The organism is Xanthomonas hortorum pv. pelargonii (assembly GCF_024499015.1).
GTDB classification, from domain to species: domain Bacteria; phylum Pseudomonadota; class Gammaproteobacteria; order Xanthomonadales; family Xanthomonadaceae; genus Xanthomonas; species Xanthomonas hortorum_B.
On sequence record NZ_CP098604.1, the window covers coordinates 2,858,928 to 2,876,976 of the forward strand.

The 18,049-nt window shown below is 65.8% G+C and carries 15 protein-coding genes; 6 read left to right on the plus strand and 9 right to left on the minus strand.

All coding sequences use genetic code 11. The annotated features are described in order from the left end of the window. Window positions 1–99 precede the first annotated feature (99 nt). From NDY25_RS12510 to NDY25_RS12525, 4 genes are all read right to left on the minus strand, one after another. Window positions 100–1,668, minus strand: coding sequence for an adenosine deaminase family protein (locus NDY25_RS12510; RefSeq protein ID WP_168959737.1), 1,569 nt, complete (start codon window positions 1,666–1,668; stop codon window positions 100–102). A gap of 118 nt (window positions 1,669–1,786) precedes the next feature. Then, window positions 1,787–3,100, minus strand: coding sequence for an NCS2 family permease (locus tag NDY25_RS12515; RefSeq protein WP_168959738.1), 1,314 nt, complete (start codon window positions 3,098–3,100; stop codon window positions 1,787–1,789). Between the two features lie 400 nt (window positions 3,101–3,500). Continuing rightward, window positions 3,501–4,460: a PDR/VanB family oxidoreductase gene (locus NDY25_RS12520; protein WP_168959739.1), complete on the minus strand. Its 960-nt coding sequence runs from the start codon at window positions 4,458–4,460 to the stop codon at window positions 3,501–3,503. A gap of 17 nt (window positions 4,461–4,477) precedes the next feature. Then, window positions 4,478–5,530, minus strand: a complete 1,053-nt coding sequence (locus tag NDY25_RS12525) for an aromatic ring-hydroxylating oxygenase subunit alpha (protein ID WP_168959740.1) — start codon at window positions 5,528–5,530, stop codon at window positions 4,478–4,480. A 127-nt stretch (window positions 5,531–5,657) separates the two neighbouring features. On the opposite strand from NDY25_RS12525, the gene NDY25_RS12530 reads away from it, so the two are divergent. Together NDY25_RS12530 and NDY25_RS12535 are read left to right on the plus strand one after the other, a co-directional pair. After that, a complete protein-coding gene (locus NDY25_RS12530; protein WP_168959741.1) occupies window positions 5,658–6,575 on the plus strand; it encodes a LysR family transcriptional regulator in 918 nt (305 codons plus the stop codon). A gap of 253 nt (window positions 6,576–6,828) precedes the next feature. After that, entirely contained in the window at window positions 6,829–7,635 is an 807-nt protein-coding gene (locus NDY25_RS12535; protein ID WP_168959742.1) for a TatD family hydrolase, read from the plus strand. An 18-nt stretch (window positions 7,636–7,653) separates the two neighbouring features. Here NDY25_RS12535 and NDY25_RS12540 read toward each other — a convergent pair whose 3' ends face one another. Together NDY25_RS12540 and NDY25_RS12545 are read right to left on the minus strand one after the other, a co-directional pair. Beyond that, on the minus strand, window positions 7,654–8,322 hold the full coding sequence (locus tag NDY25_RS12540) for a VOC family protein (protein ID WP_168959743.1): 669 nt from the start codon (window positions 8,320–8,322) through the stop codon (window positions 7,654–7,656). Between the two features lie 196 nt (window positions 8,323–8,518). Next, window positions 8,519–9,406, minus strand: coding sequence for a LysR family transcriptional regulator (locus NDY25_RS12545; protein ID WP_168959744.1), 888 nt, complete (start codon window positions 9,404–9,406; stop codon window positions 8,519–8,521). A gap of 97 nt (window positions 9,407–9,503) precedes the next feature. Between NDY25_RS12545 and NDY25_RS12550 the strand changes: the two genes are divergently transcribed. Next, complete coding sequence (locus NDY25_RS12550; protein ID WP_168959745.1) at window positions 9,504–10,793, plus strand: MFS transporter; 1,290 nt, start codon at window positions 9,504–9,506, stop codon at window positions 10,791–10,793. 55 nt (window positions 10,794–10,848) lie between these two features. Here NDY25_RS12550 and NDY25_RS12555 read toward each other — a convergent pair whose 3' ends face one another. Further along, window positions 10,849–11,286, minus strand: a complete 438-nt coding sequence (locus NDY25_RS12555) for a MerR family transcriptional regulator (protein ID WP_233366619.1) — start codon at window positions 11,284–11,286, stop codon at window positions 10,849–10,851. 89 nt (window positions 11,287–11,375) lie between these two features. On the opposite strand from NDY25_RS12555, the gene NDY25_RS12560 reads away from it, so the two are divergent. Then, entirely contained in the window at window positions 11,376–12,311 is a 936-nt protein-coding gene (locus tag NDY25_RS12560) for an alpha/beta fold hydrolase (protein WP_168959746.1), read from the plus strand. A gap of 117 nt (window positions 12,312–12,428) precedes the next feature. Here the strand turns inward: NDY25_RS12560 and NDY25_RS12565 are convergent, their stop codons facing one another. Then, the gene (locus NDY25_RS12565; RefSeq protein WP_168959747.1) at window positions 12,429–13,439 is read right to left on the minus strand and encodes a phospholipase C/P1 nuclease family protein; all 1,011 of its coding nucleotides are present in this window, start codon (window positions 13,437–13,439) and stop codon (window positions 12,429–12,431) included. A gap of 101 nt (window positions 13,440–13,540) precedes the next feature. After that, window positions 13,541–16,027: a TonB-dependent receptor gene (locus tag NDY25_RS12570; protein WP_233366620.1), complete on the minus strand. Its 2,487-nt coding sequence runs from the start codon at window positions 16,025–16,027 to the stop codon at window positions 13,541–13,543. A 466-nt stretch (window positions 16,028–16,493) separates the two neighbouring features. Here NDY25_RS12570 and NDY25_RS12575 point away from each other — a divergent pair, with 466 nt between their 5' ends. Both NDY25_RS12575 and NDY25_RS12580 read left to right on the plus strand, forming a co-directional pair. Continuing rightward, a complete protein-coding gene (locus NDY25_RS12575) occupies window positions 16,494–17,114 on the plus strand; it encodes a TetR/AcrR family transcriptional regulator (RefSeq protein WP_343243429.1) in 621 nt (206 codons plus the stop codon). Beyond that, window positions 17,111–17,992 (plus strand): NAD-dependent protein deacetylase, encoded by an 882-nt coding sequence (locus tag NDY25_RS12580; RefSeq protein ID WP_168959749.1) that lies wholly within the window; start codon window positions 17,111–17,113, stop codon window positions 17,990–17,992. Before NDY25_RS12575 ends, NDY25_RS12580 begins: the two co-directional genes overlap by 4 nt. The last annotated feature ends 57 nt before the right edge of the window (window positions 17,993–18,049 follow it).

Sequence of the window (18,049 nt, forward strand, 5' to 3'; positions counted from 1 at the left end):
GAGGCTGCGTTTGATGGACGTTGCGTTTGTAGGAGCGCGCTTGCGCGCGAAGAGGCTTCACCGATAACGCCTGTTCGCGCGCAAGCGCGCTCCTACGGGTTATGCGTCAGCTGGTGTTGTCTGCACTCTGCGTTGCTCCAGCAGCATGCGCTCGTACTGCGCCAGATCGGCTTCAAGCTGCCATTGCAGCCGTGCCTTCTCGCTGCTCTGGCGGAATGCTTGGCACGCAGCATCATCGGTTTCGCGCTGCAATGCAGTGGCGCAGGCCTGCGCAGCTGTACCGTCTGCGCTCCACACGCTGGTGCCCGGCAGGAAGCTGTAAGTCAGCCCGTTGCGAGCGAGCTGCTTGAGCGTGGGGTAATCGATGCCTTGCTCCTGCATCGCGCGTTGATACTCGTGGGTCATGTCCGCGCGCGAGACGCCCGCATCGTCGGTGGACAGCACCACCGGCACACCGGCGCGCAGATACATTGCCAGCGGATGCGCGCCGCCTTTGACGCCCAAAATCACATCGTTGCTGGTGAGGTTGATCTCCACCGCGATCTGATCGCGGCGCATGCGCTGCAGCAATCCATCCACGTCGTCTTCGTAAGGCAGATCCACACCGTGACCGATGCGGCGTGCACCCACGTCCACCGCCTGGCGGATATGCGAGCGCAGTTGCGCGGGCGGCACCAGGCCCAACGCCAGCTCGCCGGCATGCAGGGACAGCGGCACGTTGGGATAGCGCGTTGCGAAGAAACGGAACATCGCCATGTGGCGCGCGTAATCGGCCAGCGCCACCGGGTTGTCTTCGGGCGCAACGATGTTCAACGCCACCGCGCGGCTGCCGCCGGCAGCGATCAGTGCGTGCGCAAGCGCCATCTGCCCGAACACCATCGGTTGCGGCAACACGCGCAACACGTAAGGCACGTAGCGATACGCGACCTGGCAGCCGGGACGCGCATCGGGCTGGTCGCACTGCAGCACGCGGCGCACCTGGGCATCGGTGTCGGCAAGGTCGCGTTGCGCAGCCTGCACCAGCGGCGGCAAGGCATCCTGCAGGGCGCGCAGATTGGCTGCGTCGTCATCGGCCTTCCATGGCAGCGCCTGCATCTGTTTTGCCGCCTCATCCATCTGCGGCGGGTTGGCGATGATTTCCACATAGGGCACGCGGTCGCGTGCGGCTTGTTCTAGCACCGCGGCCACGGTGTCGGCGACGCGTGCACGCACTACCGCATCGAACTTGCCGAAGGTGCTGAAGAACTGATCGTGCCCGGTGGGTTGCGATGGGCTGGGCAGGAACTTGCGCATCGACAAGGCATCCACCACCCGGCCATACAGCGCGGCATTGCGCGTTGCCAGATCGCGTGCAGGCTCCCGGCCTTTACCGCACGGCGGCGCGCGCAGGCTCAGGTCGTCCAGCTGCACGCAGGCGCCGTCGTCGCTGGCCCATTGCAGATAGTTCTCGGCATAGACCGAACCGGAGAGATGGTTATGCAGGTCGCCGCCCTTGGGCATGGCTTGCAGCCACGCGCGCAATTGCGCAGGTTGCGCGGCCGCGTCGTGAAACAGCTGCGCCACCTGCTGCTCGCGCTGTTGCGCAGGCGCCTGCGCCGGGCGTGCGAGCGTCATGCCCGGTAACAAGGTGCACAAGCTGAGGATCAGACAGCGATAACGATGTGGCATGTGGTGAGCTCTGGGAATGAGACAGCACCGTCGTGGCGCTGCCGGTTGCGGTGCAGCTTGCCGCGCGACGCGGTGGGTGACCAGGGGGGCAGGAGCTGAAATAGCTACGGCGATACGCTCACTCCAAGGCATAGCGCAGCACGAACAGGCCGGCAATCGCCCAGGTGGCCGGATGCACGGCGCGCCAGCGGCCGCTGCCCAGCTTGAGTGCCGCATAGGTGATGAAGCCGAAGGCCAGGCCGGTGGCGATGGAATAGGTGAGCGGCATGGCCAGCATGCAGATCGCGGCCGGTAGCGCGTCGCCGACATCGTCCCACTGGATCTGCGTGCACTCGCGCAGCATCACCGATGCCAGGTAGATCAGCGCCGGTGCGGTGGCATACGCCGGCACCATCGCCGCCAATGGCGAGAACAGCAGCGCCAGCAGAAACAGCGCTGCCACCACCAGCGCGGTGAGCCCGGTACGCCCACCCACCTGTACACCGGCAGCGCTTTCTACGTAGGCGGTGGTGCTGGAAGTGCCAAGCAGCGAGCCGGCCAGGATGGCGGTGCTGTCGGCGAGCAGGGCGCGGTCGAACTGGCGACGGTGCGCCTGTGTGTGCAATAGGCCGGCGCGCTGGGCCACGCCCATCAAGGTGCCGGTGGCATCGAACATTTCCACCAGCACGAACACCAGCACCACGTGCAGGACGGCGGTCAGTGCGCCGCTGCCAGCATGGCCTTGCAAGGCGCCGGCAATATCCAGCTGCAGCAGCGTCGGCGCCAGGCTCGGCGGCAGCGACAGCACGCCCTGATAGTGCACCAGACCCAGCGCCAGCGCAGCGACGGTGACCGCCAGGATGCCCAGCAACATCGCCCCGCGCACGCGGCGCACTTCCAGTACGCCGATCAGCAGCAGCCCAGCCAACGCAAGCAATGGCTCGGGCCGATGCAAGTCGCCCAGGGTCACCAGCGTCTGCGGATGCGCCACCACCAGCCCGGCTTTTTGCAAGCCGATCAACGCCAGGAACAGGCCGATGCCCACTGCAATCGCACTGCGCAAGGTGGGCGGGATGCCATCCACCAGCCAGCGTCGCGCGCCGGTGACGCTGAGCAGCAGGAACACGCAGCCGGACACGAACACCAGCCCCAGCGTCTGCTGCCAGCTGTAACCCAGCGTGCCCACCACAGAGAAAGCGAAAAACGCATTCAAGCCCATGCCCGGTGCCATGCCGATGGGATAGTTGGCCAGCACGCCCATCAGCAGCGAGCCAAGCGCGGCGGCCAGACAGGTCGCCACGAACACCGCGCCGTGGTCCATGCCGGTGGTGGCCAGGATGTCGGGGTTGACGAAGACGATGTAGGCCATCGTCAGGAAGGTGGTGGCACCGGCCAGGACCTCGGTACGCACGCTGCTGCCATTGGCGGACAGCGCAAATCCGGGCCAGCGCATCAGCGTGCGCCCCAGCACGGGCGGGCGAAGGCGATCGCACAAACAACCATCGGCAGGTATCTCATCGGCACAGAGGGGCACGCGCGATTGCGGTGGACGCGCGCGGGCCGAATATCTTGCACTGTGCGACGGCGGTTGCCACGGACCTTGGGCGCGGATTGCGCTGCAAGTGCAATCCGTGTTGCGCGGCGTAATGGCATGACCGCAGGCTTTGTCTGTATCTGCGCCGGCGGCGCCCTGTGCACCCATCGATCAAACCGTGAAAGAAGATGCGGGGCTCACGTCCGTCCACAGGTGTCCTGCCACGTTGGCCGCCGCTTCGCGCTGCAGCGTGACCGGCGTCAGCCACCTGCGCGCCCGCCGTCGTCCTGTCTGCGCAGGCGCACGACATACGGAGCGCTCAAAGATCCAGCACCAGGCGTGGCGAACGGCTGCGCGAGCAACACAGCGTGATCTGGGTATTGGCGGCGTGCGCGCTGTCGCTGAGCACGCTGTCGCGGTGATCCGGCGTCCCGGCCAGCACGCCGGTGAGGCAGGCGCCGCACATGCCTTGCTCGCACGACAGCGGCACCTCGATGCCGGCATCGAGCAAGGCGCTGGCAATGCTGCAATCGGCCGGCACCTGCACCACGCGGCCACTGGCGGCCAGCTCCACTTCGAAGGCGCTATCGGCATCATGCGCAAGGCCGGCATCGGCAGCGGCGAAGTGTTCACGGTGCAGTTGCTCCGACGCCCAGCCGTGGGTTTTGGCAAGCAGCGTGAAATGGTCCATGAACGCGGCAGGCCCGCACAGATATAGCTGATCGCGCGCGCGCGCCTGCGCCAGTTCCTCGGGCACATGCACGCGCGGGCTCTCGCCGCCGTCGCTCAGATGCACGTGCACCTGCCCATGGGTGAAGCCTTGTTGCAGCCGCTGCACGAAGGCCACATCGGCATGCCGGCGCGCGTAGTAATGCAGCACGAACGGCTCGCCACGCGCTTCCAGCGCCTCGGCCATCGACAGCAGTGGAGTAATGCCGATGCCGGCGGCCAGCAGCACGTGGCGTTCGCCCGGATGCAAGGGGAACAGATTGCGTGGCGTGGAGATGCGCAGGCGGTCGCCGGTGCTCAGCTGTTCGCACAGATGCCGCGAGCCGCCGCGCGACGCATCGGCCAACTTCACGCACAGCAGATAGTGATCACGCACATGCGGCGCACTGGCGATCGAGTATTGGCGAATCAAGCCATCGGGCAGATGCAGGTCCACATGTGCACCGGCTTCGAATGCCGGCAATTCCGTGCCCACCGGCTCCAGCCGGATCGCGCGTTGGCGATGGCCCTGGTCAAAGACGTCGGCGACGCGGACCTCGTGCAGTTGCATGGCGTGCTCCTCGGCCGTCAACGCAGAAAGAAGTCGCTATAGCCCTGACTGCGCAGGCCACGGCGGTAAGCGATCGAACTGCGATCGGCCGGGATATGCACTTCCAGCAGCGGGTCCAGCGGCAGGTATTCGGGGCGCTGCGCCTCCACCATGGCGCGGTCTTCCTCGAACACGCGCAGGTTGAAGGCGTGCACGTCTTCCACCGGCAGATGGGTGTCGAAATTACGCGCGATCGGCACCAGCAGGCGCGTCTTGTGCTTGGACACCGGGCTGGCCGCATTCATGATCACCAAGCGCTTGCCCGGCACCGGGAAGTGGATGGTGAGGGTGGCGGTGAACGGCAGATGCACCTCGAAATGGCGCAGCCACTGGAAGTTGGGGTCCACGTCCGGCAGCGGCATGTCCACCGAATAATTGGCCACCGAGCTCAGGTAATCGGCATTGAAGCCGGTGGGCGTTTCGGTGGTGGTGTAGGCCGGCACTTCGCGCTTGTCCGGCTGGGCAAAGGTCGCGGTGTGCACGAAGGCGAAATGCGCCACGTCGATGAAACCTTCCAGCTGGCGCGCGGCGCTGCCGCCGATATCGAAAGCCGGGCAGACGATCTGCTGAAAGCCTTCCTCGTCCCAGCCGGGCATCGGCGGAATCTGCACCTCGGCCTCGCTCACCCCGGCCGGTTTGGATAGACACACCCAGATCAGCCCGTAGCGCTCGGCCACCGCGTAGGTATGCAGCCGCATCTTGGCGGGGATGTTCTGGCTGGGACTGGCGGGGATGTGATTGCAACGCCCGCCCGCGCCGAAGCGCAGCCCGTGGTAGGCGCAGACCACGCCGCCGCCATCGGCGGTGCCCATGCTCAGCGGCACGCCGCGGTGCGGGCAGACATCGCGCGCGGCCACCAGCTCGCTGCCCAGCCGGTACAGCACCAGCGGCTCGTCCAGCAGGGTGGCCTTGAACGGCGCCTCGCCCACTTCGCTGCTCAGCGCCACCGCGTGCCAATGCTGGGCCAGGCGCTGCCAGTCGGCGGCCTCGAAGGTGCAGTGCAGCGGCAAGGCGGGGACGGCGACATCCATGGGTCCAGTCTCTGGCGTAGGGCGGGAGCGGTGCCGGATTGACTCTAGGAAGCCGGGGGTGTGTTATCAAACATCGATTTTCAGCCAAGCCATTGCAAAAAATGCAACGCCAACCGAGCCCCGCCGCATGCTGACCTTTTCCCGCTTCACCCGTTACTTCATCGAAGTGGCCCGCTGCGGCAGCATCCGCAAGGCCTCCGACGTGCTGCACGTGTCTGCCTCGGCGATCGACCGGCAGATCCTCAAGGCCGAGGAGGAGCTGGGCGCGCAGCTGTTCGAGCGCCTGCCCGGCCGGTTGCGGCTGACTGCCGCCGGCGAGCTGCTGCTGGTGGACGTGCGCGGCTGGGAGAAGGCCTATGCGCGCACCCTGGAGCGCTTCGACGAGCTCAAGGGGCTGCGCCGCGGGCATGTGGAGATCGCCATGATCGATGCGCTCAGCGAGGGCGTGGTGCCGTCGGCGGTGGCGGCGTTGGTGCAGGAGTACCCCGGCATCACCTTCAACCTGTCCACCGCGCGCAACCAGCGGGTGATGGAAATGGTGACCTCGGCCGATGTGGACATCGGCTTGCTGCTGGACCCGGTGAGCAGCGTGGACCTGGAGGTGCGCGCATTCGCCGACATCCCGCTGGGGATTGCCATGCCGGTGGGCCACCCGCTGAGCACCCGCACCGAGCTGCAGCTGAGCGAGACGCTGGAGCACCGCCTGCTGCTGCCGGCCGCCCCGCTGATCGTCGGCGAGCACGCCAAGGTGCTGTACCAACGCCAGCATATCGACGTGAAGCGGCTGACCCACTGCAACGATGTGCGCACCCTGCGTGGCCTGGTGCGCGCCGGCGCGGGTGTGGGTTTGATGTCGTGGCTGGATGCCGCCCCGGATGTGGCGGATGGGCGGTTGGCGTTCGTGCCGTTCCGCCGTCATTTGACCAAGCCGATGACGCTGGCGCTGTGTGTGGCGCCGCAGCGGCAACTTTCGCGCTCCGCGCAACTGGCGATCCAGGCGCTGGCGGCGCGGATTGAAGCGATGGCTGTGCCGGTGGTTGGTTGAACCCCTCTCCCTCTTGGAAGAAGGGAGCAAAGCCCCTCTCCTGCGGGAGAGGGGTTGGGGTGAGGGTCCGGCGGCGAAGCAGTCGGTGCAGCACTTCTGAAGGCGCGTGGCGACGCGTTTGTCACTGCAGGCACTGACAGATGCAGGAGGCGCCATCCGGCGCTGCGCGCCACCTTCTCCCGAGGGAGAAGGGCAGCGCACCCAATTCCCACTCGTTACACTTGCCCGGCTCTCTCCACACGACACCCGCAACATGCAGTTGATCGATATCGGCGCCAACCTCACCCACGACTCCTTCGACCGCGATCGCGACGCGGTACTGCAACGCGCACGCGACGCGGGCGTTGCGCAACTGGTGATCACCGGCGCCAGCCGTGAGCACTCACCACTCGCCCTGCAACTGGCGCAACAACACCCTGGATTTCTCTACGCCACCGCCGGCGTGCACCCGCACCACGCGGTGGAATTCACCGCCGAGTGCGAGGCCGAAATGCGCACGCTGCACGCGCACCCGCAAGTGGTGGCGGTAGGCGAATGCGGGCTGGATTACTTCCGCGATTTCGCCCCGCGCCCGGCGCAGCACAGGGCCTTCGAACGGCAACTGCAATTGGCCGCCGACAACGGCAAACCGTTGTTCCTGCATCAGCGCGATGCGCACGACGACTTCCTCTCGATCATGCGCAGCTTCGATGGCCGCCTGGGCCCGGCGGTGGTGCATTGCTTCACCGGCACGCGCGAAGAGCTGTTCGCGTATCTGGATCGCGATTACTACATCGGCATCACCGGCTGGCTCTGCGATGAGCGCCGCGGTGCGCATCTGCGCGAGCTGGTGCGCAGTATTCCCGCCAATCGCTTGATGATCGAAACCGACGCGCCTTACCTGCTGCCGCGCACGCTCAAGCCGATGCCCAAGGACCGCCGCAACGAGCCGATGTTTCTGTCGCATATCGTGGAAGAACTCGCACGCGATCGTGGTGAGGACGTGGCGCTGACCGCGGCCAATAGCACGGCAGCAGCACGTGCGTTTTTCCGTTTGCCCGCGCCTGCGGTCGCTGCCTGAGTCGAGCGGCGTGGGCGGTCACGCCGCCAGCAATTCCCACCCTTGCGCGTCGCGTAGCCGCAGCCCCGGTTGCGGTGCATCCACGCTGATCCGTAAACCATCGGCCCAGGGTAGCTGCCGCTGTTGCGGAAACCAGCGCCGCCCCTGGTCGACCACGATCAACAGGCCCTGATCGTCACCCAGCGCCACAAAGCCGTCCAGTGCCGGTGCAAACGGGTGCATGCCGAAGTGATTGGCGATGCTGCGGGTGACCGCCTCGACGTTGTTGCTGGGAAGCCCGATCTCGCTCAGGCACAGCAATTCCTCCCCATGAAAATCGCCTTGCCCGGTGGTGGTCTGTTGCAGCGCATTGCGCGCGATCAGTTCCAGCACCGCCCCGTCGGGGCCGGCGAAATACACCGACTGCGACTGCCAGACGCCACCCAGTTCAAACTGCTGACGGCCCTGCGGATCGGCCAGCAGCGTTGCGCGCGCGCCGATCCACTGCGCAGCTGCATCGAAGCGGGACGGCGCCACGTTGAAGGCCAGATGCACACTGCCCACCGGTTGCTGTGCCTGCACGCATTCCAGCATGCTCCAGCCGATACGCAACGCGTTACCGTGCTGCGGCAGCTGCAGCACATCGCGGTAGAACCGCAGGCTGAGATCGGGGTCGAGGCAGGGCAGCAACAGATGGCGAAGATGCATGGCAGGCGCACGTGGCAGAAGGTGCATGCATTGGACGACCTCAATCGTGGTTGAGGTCAAGACGTGTTCAAGCCTGGATGCGGGTAGGAGCGCACTTGTGCGCGACGGGGCGATACCGGGAGAGCCACATCGCGCACGAGTGCGCTCCTACAAAAACCGCGCTGCTTTTACTGCTACCGGCTCAAATCGCTTTCGCTCAAAGCAGCTCCGCCAGTGCCCACAGATGCCGTACCAATGGCGCGGTCTCCAATGCACCGGGCGAGACCGCCAACGCAAGCCGGGCCAGCGGCATTTGTCCTTCGATGTCCAGGTAGCGCACGCCGGGCAGTTGCAGTTGCGCAGTGGAGGCGGGCACCACCGAGACGCCCAATTCGGCGGCGACCAGATTGACGATGGACGACATCTGCGGCGCGTCCTGGGTGATGCGCAAGGTCACGCCGGATGCGCGGCAGGCGGCGAGAATCTCGTCGTAGAGACTCGAACCGAAACTGCGCGGAAACAGGATGAACGGCTCGCCCGCCAGTGCCGCCAACGGCGCGCTGCTGCGTGCAGCCAGGCGATGCGCGGCGGGCACGGCGATCTTCATCGGCTCATCGGCAAAGCGAAGCAGCTGCAGATCGGGCGGCGTACTCAAGCCGTAACGCACAAACGCTGCGTCCAGACGGCCATCTGCCAGTGCCACCAGCAATCCGGCGGTGTTGGTTTCTTCCAGCAGCAACTCGACCTGCGGCCATTGCCGGCGAAAGTCGCGGATCAGATGCGGCACCACCGGGTTGAACGCCGCCGAGGCGGTGAAGCCCAGCCGCAGCCGGCCGGATTCGCCACGCGCCACCCGGCGCGCCGTTTCGGCAGCGCGCTCCACATCGGCGAGCACGCGGCGCACCTCGACCAGGAATGCCTCGCCGGCCGGGGTCAGCTCGGCGCCGCTATGGGTGCGCCGGAACAGCGGCGTGCCCAGATCGCGCTCAAGCGCCTGGATTTGCTGACTCAGCGGTGGCTGGCCGATACCGACGCGCGCTGCTGCCCGAGTGAAGTTGCCTTCTTCGGCAACGGCCAGGAAGTAGCGGAAGTGACGAAGCTCCATGCTATCTGTTCTGCATATGGCAACTGCCAGCATCATATATTGGACAGGGGGTGGCGGCAGGCGAATACTCGCCGTCCCACGTCTCATCATCGCCCCCGTGTCCTGTTCTGATCGCCCCTCCGGCACCTCACCGGATACCGCCGCCGGCGGTGCAACCCAGGCGCCTGCCATCGATGCGCCCGCCAGCGGCCGCATCCGGTTGGCATTGTTTCTGGCCGGCTTTGCCACGTTCTCGCTGTTGTACAGCGTGCAGCCGGTGCTGCCCGAATTTGCGCGCGCCTTCGGCGTGGACGCGGCCACCGCCTCGCTGCCGTTGTCGCTGGCCACTGGCGCGCTGGCGCTGGCGATCTTCTGCGCCGGCGCAGTGTCTGAAAACCTCGGCCGGCGCGGGCTGATGTTCGTGTCGATCGCACTGGCCGCAGTGCTCAACCTGGTCGCTGCGTTCCTTCCGCATTGGGGCGCGTTGGTGTTGGTGCGCACCCTGTCCGGCATTGCGCTGGGCGGGGTGCCGGCGGTGGCGATGGTGTATCTGGGAGAAGAGCTGCCGGCCAACAAGATGGGCGCGGCCACCGGGTTGTATGTGGCCGGCAATGCGTTCGGCGGCATGAGCGGGCGCATCGTGATGAGCGTGCTGACCGATCACTACGACTGGCGCACCGCACTGGCGTTGTTGAGCGTGTTCGACCTGCTGTGCGCGCTGGCGTTCTTCTGGTTGCTGCCACCGTCGCGCAACTTCGTGCGCCGGCACGGCATCAACCTGCGCTTCCATCTGCGCGCCTGGGCCGGGCATCTGCGCGATCGCAATCTGCCGTTCCTGTTTGCGTTGCCGTTTTTGTTGATGGGCGTGTTCGTATGCCTCTACAACTACGCCGGCTTTCGGTTGGGCGGGCCGGAGTTCGGCTTGAGTCAAAGTCAGATCGGGATGATCTTCAGCGCCTATGTGTTCGGCATCGTCAGTTCGTCGGTGGCCGGTGCGGCGTCGGATCGTTTCGGTCGCGGCCCGGTGGTCACCACCGGTATCGTGTTGTGCGTGCTCGGCGTGGCATTGACCCTGGCGCATGTGCTGGCGCTGGTGGTGGGCGGCATCGTGTTGTTGACGATCGGCTTTTTCATCGCGCATTCGGCCGCCAGCGCCTGGGTGAGCCGGCTCGGCGGTGCGCATCGCAGTCATGCGGCGTCGTTGTATCTGCTGGCGTATTACGCAGGCTCCAGCGTGATCGGTGCGCTCGGTGGCTGGTTCTGGCAACACGGTGGCTGGGGCGCGTTGGTGGGCATGTGCCTGGCGTTGCTGGCGCTCGCCTTTGCAGCGGCCTACGTGCTGCGCCAACGCGCCGACGACACGCGGCCTTACGGCCGGTTTGCCCCGCACCCTGCGCGGGGCGAGTGATGCAGATCCACCAACGCGTCTAAGCGCGACTGACAACACGACTGCGCAGCGTTTGTCAGCCGCTCTGAGGCGCCCGCTTGCTGGGTTTGATCTGCGCTGCAGGCGATCGCGTGGTCGCTGTATCCGCCGCACCCTGCGCCAGGGTTTCCAGCAAACGCGCACGCCGCCGTTCCAGATCGGCCAGCTGGCGCTCGATCAGCTGCAGGCGTGCGCGATGCGCCTGCGCGGTTTCCGGGCACATCTGCGCGCCTTCCACCAGGCGCATGCAATCGGGGAAGCCGAGAATGTCGTCCAGGCTGAAGCCGGTGGCAATCAACCGCTGGATCTGCCGCACCTGTGCAACGCAGGTGGCGGGAAACACCCGGTAGCCATTGGCGCTGCGCGAGGAGGTCAGCAGGCCATGCGCGTCGTAGTGGCGAATCGAGCGCACGCTGGCGCCGGTCTGTAGCGCCAGTGCGCCAATGCTCAGCGATGGTTCGGACGATCTCGTCATGCGCCAAGCATACGTTGCACGCAACGCTTGACCCTCACATTGGTGTGAGGCTCCAGGATGGCGGCTCCCATTGTCTGGAACTCACTGCGATGTCTGTTCGCTTCCTCCCTGTCATCGGCATGCTGCCGATGCGCTACGCGCTGGCTTGCCTGCTGCTGGTTTCTTCAACAGCGGCTGCGGCGGGCCCGGCGGTCACCCCTGCTGCCCGCAGCTACACCGTGACCGCGCCCGACGGCGTCACCCTGGCCGTGCAGGAACATGGCGCCACCGATGGTCCGGCGATCGTGTTCGTGCACGGCCTGCTCGGTAGCCGCATCAATTGGGATGCGCAGCTGGCCGATGCACGCCTGCAAGGCTATCGCCTGATCACCTACGACCTGCGTGGGCATGGCTTGTCCGGCAAGCCGATTGCAGCGTCGGCCTATCGGGATGGCATGCGCTGGGCTGACGATCTTGCTGCCGTGTTGAAAGCCGCAAACGCGCGCAACGCCGTGCTGGTGGGCTGGTCGCTGGGCGGCGCGGTGATCACCAACTACCTCACGCGCCACGGCGATGCGGGGCTTGCGGGTGTGGTGTATGTCGATGGCGTGATCGAACTGCGTGCGGAACAGTTGGGCGCGCATCCGGCGGTCTATCGCGATCTGGTCTCCGATGACTTGCGCACGCATCTGCAGGCGGTGCAGGACTTTCTGCGGCTGTGCTTTGCCACTCAACCGCCTGCACCGGTGTTCGACACCTTGCTGGCCAACGCATCGCTGGCCTCATGGGACATGCAGCGTGCCGTGCAGGGCATGTCGATCGATGTCGCCGGCCTGCAGCGCACGCGCCTGCCGGTGCTGCTGATGTACGGTGCACGCGATGCGCTGGTGACCACCGAGCCGACGCTGGCGCGTGCGCGGCAATTGCAGCCGCGTGCGCAGACGCGCGTTTATCCTGATGCCGGACATGCGCCATTTGTGGAAGACAGCGTGCACTTCACTCAGGATCTGCTGCGCTTTGTCGAACAGGCCGAGGCGGCCCACTGACGCCACGTGACGGCATGCCCGATCTGGATTGCCCGCTGCGCTGCCGACAGGCGCGCAGCGGCCATTGGCCGACGCACATCTCGGCACGCCGCTGGCGGCACATGCCGCCAATGGTGGTTACAAGGTTGGCGAGGTGCCGGCAGGCGCAGACCCGGTCGCCGGGTCGTACTGCGGATGGCTCGGGTCCATGCTGCGCGGCAGCGTGGATGTGCCCGGCTGCAGCGCGCTTTCGCGCCAGGCGCGCACCAGCAGATCGCGCAGCATCGCCGCGCCATCGCCGGCGGTGAGATAGACCATCGCGCGGCCGTCGCTGCGGGAGGCATCGTCGAAGGCGCCGGCTTTTTCCAGGCGATACACCTGCTCGACACGGCCGGTACCGGTGTCGAGAAAGCCCAGGATCTGCTCGAACACATCGCCCTGCTGATGCGCCAGGGCCGGCATGCGGCGCAGCAGGTCCTGCGGGGTCAGCGCAATCTTGTCGACATAATCGCTCTCGAACTTGCCGTGCACCTTCGGGTCGGTGCTATAGCCGTTCGGGTTTGGCCCTTGCCAGCCATCGTGATGGATGCTGTCGTGTTGCGGCTGTGCGCCATCGCCGATGTAGTGCGCAAACCAGCTGACGAAGAACGCGCAGGTGCGTTCGAGCTCGCGCGTGTCCTGGCCCTTGGCGCGCAGCGTGCGGATCTGACGGATGGTGGCGACGATGCGCTCGTAACCCTCGGTAGCCGCGTACGGCAGGGTGCCGGCCCAGCGCACATTCATACGCTGCGCCAGTTGCGGGTTGCGCTTGGCGATGCGGCGCTGCTCGTCGTAGAGCGCCAGCACGAAGGCGTAACGCGAACGCGGCGGGTGTTGCATGAAGGAAAATTGCTCGCGGAACCAGCCGTGGTTGGGGTCTTCTTCGATCTTGAGAAACGGCTCGCTTTCGTTGCGCCAGCCATCCGGCAGGGTGGCACCGTCGGCAATCACCTGCGCGTACTGTTTGAGAAAGGCCGGGCCATCGTCGGGCAGGGCCTGCACCGCGGCGCGATTGATCGCGGCATGCGCGCGGTGGCCCCAGGCGGCGGCATTGCCGGAACACGTGGCTGCTGCAATTAGCAGCGCATAGGCAAGACGGGAAAGTGTCATGGCAGTCCTTTTGGCCTGCAGCGCGTACGCCGCGCTGCAGGCGATGCATCGGAAGCGTAAGGCGCTGACATCGAGCGATGCAGCACTCGACGTCAGCGCACTCAGAAGTGGTAAGTCACTACCAGCCGCGAATTGCGCTCGTAGATCGGCCGCCCGTAGATCGGCTCGCGCGTGCCCTGGCCGGAGATGGTGTCGGTGCGCGGGTTGCCTTCGGTCAGCGCAAACGTGTTGGTCAGATTGTCCACCGACAGCTGCACATCCCACGGACCGCTGCGTACCAGGAGATTGGCTGCCAACGTGTCGTAGGCGGCCAGCTCAGTGGTGTTTTCCAGATCGGCGTAGCGCTTGCCCACATAGGCGTAGCGCAACGAGGTTTCCCAATCGAGCCTGCCGGTGGTGAAGAACAGCGTTGGCCCCGCGTTGCCGTACAACTTCGGCTGGCGGTTGGGCATGTTGCCGTCCACATCGACCACGGCGACCGCGCCATTGGCCACCACTTCGGTCAGATCGGACACCTTGGTGTCGTTGTAGGTCAGATTCGCATCGAAACGCAGCCACTGCGTCGGCGTCCACACCGCCGCCAATTCGATACCGGGGTTGGTAACGCTGCCGCGGTAGTCCTTGGACTCGGCCGCGCCGGTCTGCGGGTTTACCGCGCTGGTGCCGATGTTGTACGGGTCGTACTTGGTGTAGAAGGCGGTGGCGAACACGTCCAGCGTGTCGAAGTTGAGCTTGGTGCCGAGCTCGAACTGGTCGGCGGTGGGGATGTTGACGTTGCCTTCGTTGACGCCTTCGCTGGGCGCGCGGTGCGCACGCGAGGCGCGGCCGTAGATGCCGACCATCGGGTTGATGTCGTAGTTGAAACCCGCCGTCCAGTTGGTCACGCCCACGTCCAGCGCGGTATGCGCGCGGGCACCGGTGAACAGGCGTGCGGCATCGTCGGCCAGGGTGTCGGTCATGCCCAGGTTGCCGGTGCTGCGCAGCATGCTCCAGGCGCGATAGCGGTAGCGCTCGTAACGCACGCCGCCTTCCAGACGCAGCTTGTCGGTCACCTGCCAGGTGTCGGCGATGTAGGGCGCCAGCATGCTGGTGTAGGCCTTGCCCTGCGTGCGGTCGGCGCCGTAGATCACCACGCCGTCCTTGGTCACGCCGCCGACCAGGTTGCCGGCCGCGTCGTAGCCGAGCAGGTCGATCGTGCGCGGGTTCTGCCGCATCTCGAACAGATAGCTCTGGTAGCGCGAGTTGTAGGAGCGGGCGTAATAGGCGCCGTAGAGGCCCAACGTGATGTCATGGGTGTCGCCGCCCCAATCGAAGCTGCGATGCAGGCGCAGATCATCGGCAAACGAATCGGCACGCACGTTCATGGCGCGGTACTGGCCCTGGATCACCAGGCCGTCGGTGCTGGCCGGGTCGAAGCGGCTGCCATCGTCGGTGTACGCATAGCCGAGCGAGGTCAGGCCGGGAAATGCTGCGGTGGCGGCAGCGCGGCGGCTGTTGGCATAGGCAGTGGCGTCCTGCGGCGCATTGCTGGAATACAGTGCATCGAAGGTCATGTCCAGGCGATTGACGATGGCCTTGTTGGACAGGCTCCAGCCATTGTCGAAGGCCAGATCCAGGTTGGCACCCAGATGATTGAACTTCATATGGCGGCCATCGGAGAGATCGCGCAACTCGCGCTGCGGCGCGCCGTTGGCATCGCTGGAAATGATGCTGGCGCGTTTGAGTTGCGCGGTGCTCAAGGTGCCGGTGAAGCGGTCGATCAGCGGGTCCAGCGAGCGCGTGGTGTCGCGCGGGTCGTACAACGGGATCGGCATGTAGAACGCGTTCTTGTCGTCCAGATGCTTGGCGGTGAAGGTGATCTTGCCGTTGTCCAGCGTGTGCGTGAGGTTCATGCGGAACTGCCCGCCCTCGTCGGCCGGAAAGCCCACATCGCGGTAGCCGTCGTTGCGCCGCACGAAGCCGCCAGCAGCCAGATACCAATCCTGCGCCAGCTTGCCCGACCAATAACCATCGAGCCGATACAGCCCGGTGTCGCCGACGGTGGTGCGCACTGCGCCTTCGGGCGTGTCGCCGCCCTGGCGGGTGACGAAATTGACGATGGCTGCGGCATTGGAGGCGAAGATCGGCGAGGGCCCGCCGCGCACGGTTTCCACCGATTCGACCATCAAATCCGGGCGCACCAGGCCTTCGGTCTTGTAGAAGTAGCCGTTGTTGTCCGGGTAGGGGCTGATGCCGTCTTCCTGGATCACCGCAAACGAGCCTTCGTCGGGAATGCCGCGGATACGGTAGACGTTCTGCACTTCACCGCCGGTGGACTCGGCATAGATGCCGGGCATCGAGCCGATCAGGCTGGCGAGGTTGAGCGGTGCCAGTTTGTCGATCTGTTCGGCGGTCAGCGCGGTGATCGCATACGAGGCGTCGAATTGATTCTGGGCCTGGCCGGCGCCGGTGACGATCATCCGGTCCAGCGAGAAGATGCCGTCCTCGCTCTTGCGTGTCGCAGGCGTGGAGGGCGCGCCGGTTTCCTGCGCGAATGCGGGTGTGGCCATGCTCAGTGCAAGGACGATGGCGAGCGGACGACGCGACACGGCACGACGCACTCCGGAGCGTGTCCGGATGTGGGTATAGGGCATGGCAAAGAGTGGGGCAGCGGGGGAGTTGCCCACTGTCGCGGCGACATGTTTCCGCAGCGTTGCGTGTGCACCGGATCACGCTAGCTTGGCGGACCCGCATGCCGATCTGTGACGTGTTGCCTTTTTTCAAGCGGTTTCAACCGTGCGCAGCAGGTTTCCGGCTGTGCGTCATTCGGTGCGCATCACCAAGCCAGTCGTCCGCTCCGGTGTCATCGCGTCGGTGCCAAGCTCGGACATCGCAAGCTGCGCCACGCAGCTCCCTTGCCAGCAGCACGGTGAAGGCATCAGGCGCGGTCGGCACCGTCGCGCAGCGCAACAGGCGCGGAGCTGGGACAGAAGACGCTTCCTTGGAATCACCAAGAAGGCCCCCCAGACTAGGTGTCATCCGTCAGTGTGTACATTCGCATTCGTGAGCACCTCCTTGCCGCTGCAAAAAACGCGTAAATCCTCGCAACATGCGCGTTCGCGCGCCACCGTGGAGGTCATCCGCCAGGCCAGCATTCAGGTTTTGGTGGCCGACGGACTGCAGGGTTGCACCACCACGCGGGTGGCCGAGCGCGCCGGTGTGTCGGTGGGCAGCGTGTACCAGTACTACCCGAACCGTCAGGCCACGTTGACCGCCTTGCTGGACTGGCATCTGCAGGCGGCGATCCACGCGGTGGAGCAGGCCTGCGCGCAACACCATGGGTGCACGCTGGCGCAGCAATGCGAGGCGTTGGTGCATGCCTTCGTACAGGCCAAATTGCAGCACGTGGATGTCTCACGCGCGTTGTATGCGATCTCCGAATTGCATGGTGGCGCCGCATTGGGATCGCAGGCGCGCAAGCGCTCGCAGCAGGCATTTGCGGCCGCGCTCGCCACTGCCTCGGATGTGCGCTTCGACGATTGCGAGGCAGTGGCCGAGATCGGCATGGCGGCCATCACCGGGCCGCTGAGAAGCCTGCTGGAAGATGGTGCGCCAGCGGCGCGTGTTGCACCGCTACAGGCGCAACTGGTGCTGTTGCTGCACAGTTATCTCATCGCCACCGGAGTTGCACGATGACTGCGGCACTCGTTCAAGACAGCTACGTGCTGCAAGACTTCATCGAGCGCCATCGGCGCCTGTTCGTGCTCACAGGCGCCGGTTGCAGCACCGATTCGGGCATCCCGGATTACCGCGATCTGCAAGGCGGCTGGAAGCGTCCGCAACCGGTGACCTTCCAGGCTTTCATGGGCGAGCTGTCCACGCGGCAGCGTTATTGGGCGCGCAGTCTGGTCGGCTGGCCGCGCTTCGGGTTGGCGCAACCCAATGCCACCCATCACGCACTTGCCGCGCTGGAAGCGCGTGGCCAACTGGAGCTGCTGCTCACGCAAAATGTGGATCGCCTGCATCAGGCCGCCGGCAGCCAGGCGGTGATCGATCTGCACGGCCGGCTGGATGTGGTGCGCTGCATGGGTTGCGAGCGGCGCATGCCACGCACCGAGTTTCAGGTGTTGCTCGAACAGGCTAACCCCGGTTGGGCCGAGCTGAAGGCCGCGCAGGCCCCCGATGGCGATGCCGATCTGGACGATGTGGCCTTCGACCGTTTTGCGGTGCCGCCATGCCCGGTGTGCGGCGGCGTGCTCAAGCCGGATGTGGTGTTCTTCGGCGAGAACGTGCCGCGCGAGCGCGTGGAGCGCGCGTTTGCGCATCTGCAGGTGGCCGATGCGGTGCTGGTGGTGGGCTCGTCGCTGATGGTGTATTCGGGCTTTCGTTTCGTGCAGACCGCTGCGCGCAACGGCCTGCCGATCGCCGCGCTCAACTTCGGGCGCACCCGTGCGGACGAACTGCTCAGTCTGAAGGTGGAGCAGTCGTGCGCGCAGGCCTTGGCGTTCCTGCATGCGCCGGTCGACCCGCAGCGTACGCGCGGCGTCAATGACGTCAGTGCGCGCTCGGCATGACGCAGTGATCCATCGCAGCGGTTGTGCGCGCGCGCGCGGCGCAGTGCAATGGGCATC